General features: G+C 75.7%; 5 protein-coding genes. 4 read left to right on the top strand and 1 reads right to left on the bottom strand.

Annotated features, from left to right (window positions below; genetic code table 11):
• The first annotated feature begins 170 nt into the window (after positions 1 to 170).
• The gene (locus PV350_RS43985; protein ID WP_499511709.1) at positions 171 to 932 is read left to right on the top strand and encodes a bestrophin-like domain; all 762 of its coding nucleotides are present in this window, start codon (positions 171 to 173) and stop codon (positions 930 to 932) included.
• Here the strand turns inward: PV350_RS43985 and PV350_RS43980 are convergent, their stop codons facing one another.
• Positions 933 to 1,808 (bottom strand): NAD(P)-dependent oxidoreductase, encoded by an 876-nt coding sequence (locus PV350_RS43980; RefSeq protein ID WP_500338988.1) that lies wholly within the window; start codon positions 1,806 to 1,808, stop codon positions 933 to 935.
• Positions 1,809 to 1,907: 99 nt separating this feature from the next.
• Here PV350_RS43980 and PV350_RS43975 point away from each other — a divergent pair, with 99 nt between their 5' ends.
• The 3 genes from PV350_RS43975 (at position 1,908) to PV350_RS43965 (ending at position 5,315) form a co-directional block, all read left to right on the top strand.
• Positions 1,908 to 2,492, top strand: a complete 585-nt coding sequence (locus PV350_RS43975) for a sigma-70 family RNA polymerase sigma factor (protein WP_499511711.1) — start codon at positions 1,908 to 1,910, stop codon at positions 2,490 to 2,492.
• Positions 2,489 to 3,271 (top strand): anti-sigma factor, encoded by a 783-nt coding sequence (locus tag PV350_RS43970; RefSeq protein WP_499511712.1) that lies wholly within the window; start codon positions 2,489 to 2,491, stop codon positions 3,269 to 3,271. Before PV350_RS43975 ends, PV350_RS43970 begins: the two co-directional genes overlap by 4 nt.
• Before the next feature lie 685 nt (positions 3,272 to 3,956).
• Positions 3,957 to 5,315, top strand: coding sequence for a cryptochrome/photolyase family protein (locus PV350_RS43965; RefSeq protein WP_500338987.1), 1,359 nt, complete (start codon positions 3,957 to 3,959; stop codon positions 5,313 to 5,315).
• Positions 5,316 to 5,554: the final 239 nt, after the last annotated feature.

Below are 5,554 nucleotides of genomic sequence, written 5' to 3'. Positions count from 1 at the left end.
CCCCGACGCACCGCGCGGAACTCCCGCCGGTCGCCTACCGCAAGGCGAGCGCACCGCCCGCCCCCGACGGCCCGAGCATCGTCCATCTCATGCTGCTGGTCACCGCGCCCGCGGTCCTGTCCGCCGCCGCGCTCAAGCCCCGGTCCCAAGCCCGCTCACGGAGGTGATCGATGTCGGACTGGCTCGTCCTGGCCATCGCGATGGCCGCGGCCTGCGCGGTCGTCCTGACCATCGTGGCCATCAACCACCGTCGCATCGGAGACGACGACGACCCCTCGGAGACCCCCGACGTCATCGAGTACATGACGATGATGATCGGCGTGGTGTACGCCATCGTCCTCGGCCTCGCCATCGCCGGCGTGTGGGAGGCGCGCGGCGGCGCCGAGGACACGCTGCACCGCGAGACCCAGGCCCTGCACGAGGTGCGCCAGCGGGTGCAGGTCTACCCCGCCGCCGTCCGCGACCAGGTGCGCGCCGACGTGGACGCGTACGTCTCCTACGTCGCGCACACCGAGCTGCCCTACATGCTCAAGCACGGCGAGAACACCCAGCGCGGCTCGGAGCTCCTCGGCAAGGTGCGCCGCGACGTGACCGACTTCGAGCCGCGCACCCCGCTGGCCAACCAGGCGTACCAGCCGGTCGTGGACCAGGTCGCGGCCGCCGACGACGCGCGCACCGCCCGCGGCGAGAACGCCGGGCCGACCATGCCGGGGGTGGTGTGGTTCGGCCTGGTCACCGGCGCCCTCGTCGCGGTGGGGCTGATCTTCAGCCTGCAGATCAGGCGCTCCCGGCGCGAACTGCTCCTCGCCGGGCTCTACAGCGCCCTGATCGCCTTCCTGCTCTTCCTCATCTGGGACCTGGACGCCCCCTTCGGCCGGGACGCCGCCGAGGCGGCGGCGTACTTCACCAGCCTCTTCCCGCACATCGGGTGATCACTTCTCGAAGCTCGCGAAGTACGAGGCCGCCATGTCCTCCCCGCCGTGCCCGAGCTCGGCCGCGCGGCGGAACCGCTCGGCGCCGGCCGCGGCCACGTCGAGCCGGACCCCCACGGACTCCCCCGCCTCCACGATCAGGCGGGCGTCCTTCTCCGCGGTCCGCACGGCGAAGCTGGGGCTGAAGTCCCCGGCCAGGATCGACGCCCCCTTCGCCTGCAGGTAGCCCATGTCGAGGGGGCCGCCGGAGACGGCCTTGAGGAAGTCCGCGGCGTCCACGCCGAGGCCCTTCGCCAGTGCGAGGGCCTCGGCCGTGCCGTGGGTGACGGTCAGCACCCAGCTGTTGATCACCAGCTTCAGCCGGCTGGCCGCGCCCTCGGCCGCGTCCTCCCCCACCCACACGGTGCGGCTGCCGATCGCGTCGAAGACCGGCGCCACCGTCTGCCGGGCCTCCTGCGGCCCGGCGGCCAGCACCAGGAGCTGCCCGTTCTCCGCGGGCTGCCTGGTGCCCAGCACGGGCGAGTCGAGGAAGACGACGCCGTGCTCGCGCGCGAACCGCGCGAACTCCCCGAGGGCGCCCACGCCCGCGGTGGTGGACTGCGCCCACACCGCGCCCTTGCGCAGCGCCGGCGCCGCCTGCCGCATGGTCTCGAGGGCGGAGTCCGCGTCGTGCAGGATGGTCAGCACCACGTCGGCGCCGTCCACCGCCTCCGCGGGGGTGTCGGCGACGCGTGCGCCGTCCTTGCTGAGCGGCTGCGCCTTCTCCTTCGTACGGTTCCACACACGGACGTCGAGGCCGGCCTTGACGAGGTTGCGGGCCATCGCGGCACCCATGATCCCGGTGCCCAGGACTGCTGCTGAGGTGGTGTCGGACATGACTGCCACGGTACGACGGACCAATCCGAATCGCTCGCGGCGCCGAATGCCGGACGCGAGACTTGTCCTCGACACACGGAATCGAACGCTGGAGGTGTGGTGAGGGAACCGCTGCGGTTCGGCAGGCCCGCACGGCAGGGGCCGGACCTCTCGGAGCTGCTGCTCGCCGTCGCGCGCGGCGACCAGGAGGCCTTCGCCCGGCTGTACGACGCCGTGAGCGGACCGGTGCTCGGACTGGTGCGCGGAGTGCTCAGGGACCCCGCCCAGTCGGAGGAGGTGACGCAGGAGGTGCTGGTGGAGGTGTGGCGCACCGCCGCCCGCTTCCGGCCGGAGAAGGGCAGCGCGATGACCTGGGTGATGACCCTGGCCCACCGCAGGGCCGTGGACCGGGTACGGTCCGCCAGCGCGGCGGCGGACCGCGAGCACAGGGCTGCGCTGCTGGAGCGCACCCCCGCGTACGACGAGGTGACCGAGCAGGTGGAGGCCCGGCTGGAGGCCGAACAGGTGCGACGCTGCATGCGCACCCTCACCGAGGTGCAGCACCAGTCGGTGACCCTCGCCTACTACCGGGGGCTGACGTACCGGGAGGTGGCCGAGCTGCTGTCGCTGCCGCTGGGCACCGTCAAGACCCGGCTGCGGGACGGCCTGATCCGGCTGCGCGACTGCCTGGGGGTGACCGCATGAGCACCGAGGCCGAACTGCACACCCTCACCGGCGCCTACGCCGTCGACGCGCTGACGCGGCACGAGCGCGCGGAGTTCGAACGCCACCTCGCGGAGTGCGAGGCCTGCGCGCTGGAGGTGCGCGAGCTGGCCGCGACCGCCGCCCGCCTCGGGCTCGCGGCGGCCGAACCCGTCCCGCCCCGCATGAAGGACGACGTCATGCGGCTCATCGTCAACGTACGGCAGGAGCCCCCGTCGGTGCCCGAGCCGCCGCGCGCCACGGCCCGTGCGATGCGCCGCCGCGCCTCGCAGCCCGCACGGCGCCGCGTCCGCTTCGCCCTGGCGGCCTGCCTCGCCGCGGCCGCGACCCTGGGCGGGGTCGCGGTCTGGCAGCAGCAACAGCTCGGCGACCTGCGCCAGGAGAACCAGCGGACCCAGGCCCAGGCGGATCAGATCTCCCGGGTCCTGGCCGCGCCCGACGCCGTCACCACCTCCGCGAAGCTCGCGGGTGGCGCCAGCGGCACGGTCGTCGTCTCCCGCAGCCAGGACCGCGCGGTCTTCTTCGCCCACGGCATGCCCGCGCTGAGCGGCAACCGGGTCTACCAGCTCTGGTACGCCGACGGCGGCACGATGCGCTCCGCGGGCCTCATGCCGAAGCCGTCCGGCGGCGACACGACCCAGGCCGTCCTCCTCCGGGGCACCGTCGACGGCGCCTCCGGCATGGGCATCACCGTCGAACCCGCCGGCGGCTCCCCGCAGCCGACCTCCGACCCCCTGGCCCTGATGAACTTCCCGGCCTGACGCCGCACCGCACCGCACCCCGTCCGGTGCGGTGCGCGGCGCCGGGCCGCCCGGGCCGAAGGCACGGCTTCGCCCCGGCACGGCACCCCCGGCCGGACCCCGGGCAACGCCCGTCCCCGAGGGCAGCCGGCCGAGGACCGGACGAGCCCCGCCACGGGCGACACAGCCGTGCCGGCCGCGGAGCCCCGGGCCACGCACCCGCAGAGAGCCGCTTCACGCTCTGCTTCGCCCTGGCCGCAGGCACGTTCGTCCTCGTCGCGGCGTTCGCCCGCTTCGGCATGACCACGCCCGGCGGCGTCATCGTCCCGCGCCACGACGCGCAGGAGGCGAGCACTCCCGGACCGGTCCGGCCCCTCGCCCCCGTTTCCACTCCACCTGAGGGCACCCGGGCCGTCCCCGGACCAGAAAGGTGAACGACATGGCCACGATCCGAGCGCCCCGGGACACCCCACAGCGGCCGGCCGGCCCAACGCACGGGCACGCGGCCCGGAGCCCCAGGAGAGCCCGGCCGATGGGCCGGGCCCCCGCGCGGGGGCGACGCCGCCGTGGGGGCGCTCCGGGAGGGCATGGCTCCCCGGGTGACGCCCCGCGCTCGCGGGGCGCGGCGGGGCGCCTCACGCCGCGGTGGGAGGCGGCGCCATAGGCTCGCCGGGCGCGAATGCCGGCCAGGAGGAGTGCCCCGGACGTGACGACGACGTCGATCTGCCTGTTCACCGCCGATCTGCGGCTCCACGACAACCCGGTCCTGCGGGCCGCCCTCGACTCCGCGGAGCAGGTCGTCCCCCTGTTCGTGCTCGATCAGGCCATCGAAGCCACGGGCTTCGCCGCCCCGAACCGCGCCGCGTTCCTCGCGGGCTGCCTCGCCGACCTGGACGAGCGGCTGCGCGAGCGCGGCGGGCGGCTGGTGCTGCGCCACGGGGACGTGGCGCGCGAGACGTGCCGGGTCGCGGAGGAGACCGGCGCCGGGCAGGTGCACGTCGCGGCGGGGGTGAGCCGCTACGCCGCGCGGCGCGAGGAGCGGCTGCGGGAGGCCCTGGCAGCGGCGGGCCGCGAACTCCGGGTGCACGACGCCGTGCTGACCGCGGTGCCGCCCGGCGCGGTGACCCCGGCAGGCAAGGACAGCTTCGGGGTGTTCACGCCGTACTTGCGGCGCTGGGAGACCGCGGATCTGCGCGACCCGCTGGGTGCGCCCCGCGTGGTCCGCGTCCCGGACGGCGTGGCGTCCCGGCCACTCCCGGAGCCGCCCAAGGGCACGTCGCCAGGGCTGCCCGCGGGCGGGGAGACCGAGGCCCGCGAGCGCTGGCGGGCCTGGCGGGCCTCGGGCCTCGCCGCGTACGAGGACCGCCACGACGACCTCGCGGGCGACGCCACCTCGCGTCTGTCGCCGTACCTGCACTTCGGCTGCCTGTCGGCCACCGAGCTGGTCCGGCGCGCCCGTGAGGCCGCGGGGCCGGGCGCGGACGCGTTCGTGCGGCAGGTCGCGTGGCGGGAGTTCCACCACCAGGTGCTCGCCGCCCGCCCCGACGCCGCCTCCCGGGACCTGCGGCCGCGCGGTGACCACTGGCACGGTGACGGGCCCGAGGCGCACGCGTGGCGCGAGGGCCGTACCGGATACCCGCTGATCGACGCGGCGATGCGGCAGCTGCGGCACGAGGGCTGGATGCACAACCGGGCGCGGCTGCTGGCCGCGAGCTTCCTGACCAAGACGCTGTACGTGGACTGGCGGATCGGCGCCGCGCACTTCCTGGAGCTGCTGGTGGACGGCGACATCGCCAACAACCAGCTGAACTGGCAGTGGGTGGCCGGGACCGGCACCGACACCCGCCCGAACCGGGTGCTCAACCCCCTGGTGCAGGCCCGTCGTTTCGACCCGGACGGCGCCTACGTGCGCCGCTGGGTGCCGGAGCTGGCGGAGGTGCGGGGCGGCGCCGTGCACCGCCCCTGGCGGCTACCCGAGGACGAGCGGGCCGCCCTGGACTACCCCGCCCCCCTCGTCGACCTCGACGAGGCCCTCGCCCGCTTCCGCAGCGCCCGCGGCAAGTAGCCGCCCCGCGGGTCGGGGCCCGCGGCGGCGGCCCGGGGCACCCGGGCCGCCCTCCCCGAGGCCCACCCGGCGGGCGGCACGCGGCACCGCACCACATGCCCGCGGGTCGAGAGCCGCGGCGGTCAAAGGCCGACATTCGACCGGCCCGGTGTCCTGCGCGTGGCCCGCCCGGGGGCGTCGGCACCCGGGCCGCCCTCCGCCGAGGCCCACCCGGCGGGCGGCACGCGGCGGGCCGCGGG

The sequence above is a fragment of the Streptomyces sp. PA03-6a genome (genome assembly GCF_033792765.1).
Classification (GTDB): Bacteria; Actinomycetota; Actinomycetes; order Streptomycetales; family Streptomycetaceae; genus Actinacidiphila.
The sequence above is the reverse complement of the archived record's forward strand: the minus strand, read 5'-3'. Positions and strand labels throughout refer to the sequence as shown.

What these genes read in the sequence shown, in the direction of transcription:
- PV350_RS43985 (WP_499511709.1), top strand. Translation starts at nt 171, where the DNA reads ATGTCGGACTGGCTCGTCCTGGCCATCGCGATGGCCGCGGCCTGCGCG.
- PV350_RS43980 (WP_500338988.1), bottom strand. Translation starts at nt 1,808, where the DNA reads ATGTCCGACACCACCTCAGCAGCAGTCCTGGGCACCGGGATCATGGGT.
- PV350_RS43970 (WP_499511712.1), top strand. Translation starts at nt 2,489, where the DNA reads ATGAGCACCGAGGCCGAACTGCACACCCTCACCGGCGCCTACGCCGTC.